Genomic DNA, 1,042 nt, shown 5'->3' with positions numbered 1-1,042 from the left:
ATCCAGGAGGGAGGATGGGTAGTGGAGGGGAGAGATATAGGGAGCGTCGTCTGTCCTCAGGCTATCTTGAAGATATTCCTCACTGCCAGCAGTGAGGAGCGGGTCAAGAGAAGGAGAGAACAATTCCATAGAGGTCCAACCAGTCTTACAGGCGTGGAACTTGAGGATGTGGAAAAGGAGATGAACCAGCGGGACTGGCTTGATAGCACTCGAGATGATAGCCCCCTGATAGAACCGCCCGATAGCCTGAGAATCGACACCACGGGTAAATCTGCGGGTGAAGTAGTTGAAGAAATAATGGCTGCCTATGGAAGGAGCCGGCATGCTGGTAGACATAATTAGACCCCCCGTCAGGATACTTTTGAAACTGTTCTACAGGATAGAATATCTGGGGCGAGAGAGGATACCCAAGAGCGGAAGTTTGATAATCTGCGCCAATCATACCAGCTACATTGATCCCTTCTTGCTGGGAGCGATGTGCGATAGGCCCATCTACTTTATGGCCAAGAAGGAACTTTTTCACATTCCTGTCCTGGCCTGGCTGGTGCGCATTCTTAATGGCTTTCCGGTAGACAGAGACAAGCCGGATCGCAAAGCTATCCGGCAGTCCATAGAACTTCTAAAGCAGGGGAAAGTCCTGGGTCTCTTTCCTGAAGGAACCAGACACAAAGACGGCAAATTGGGCCCAGCCTACCACGGCGTCTCCCTCATCGCTCTAAAAACGGGCGTCCCCATACTCCCGGTGGCCATTTTGGGCGCTAACAAGATCATGCCCCCCGGCGCAAAACTTCCCAGATTTCCTAAGATAAGAATGAAAGCGGGCCAGTTGATCAGGGTAGATGGTCTCAAGAGAGACAAAGGGGATAAGGAATCTCTTCTTGTAAAGATAACCGACCTGATTATGGAAGAACTGGAGCGGCTGTTAAGTGAGATGGGGGTTTTGTAGTAGTTTTACTGGTCTGTGCGAACCGAGATGAATTATTGATAAGGGACATCTTTACTATTATTTGTAGTAAAATAAGACTATCCTTACAAGTTAATT

Annotated in this window: 2 protein-coding genes; both read left to right on the top strand. The window is 48.9% G+C overall.

What is annotated here, in order from left to right; genetic code table 11:
• The coding region (locus HW443_RS11730) for a (d)CMP kinase (protein WP_219857256.1) at window positions 1-342 on the top strand (342 nt) is incomplete at its 5' end.
• The gene (locus HW443_RS11725) at window positions 323-946 is read left to right on the top strand and encodes a lysophospholipid acyltransferase family protein (RefSeq protein WP_176230844.1); all 624 of its coding nucleotides are present in this window, start codon (window positions 323-325) and stop codon (window positions 944-946) included. The genes HW443_RS11730 and HW443_RS11725, both read left to right, overlap by 20 nt.
• Window positions 947-1,042: the final 96 nt, after the last annotated feature.

The organism is Candidatus Hakubella thermalkaliphila (genome assembly GCF_013281975.1).
GTDB lineage: Bacteria > Actinomycetota > Humimicrobiia > Hakubellales > Hakubellaceae > Hakubella > Hakubella thermalkaliphila.
This window is presented reverse-complemented; position numbering and strand designations above follow the sequence as displayed.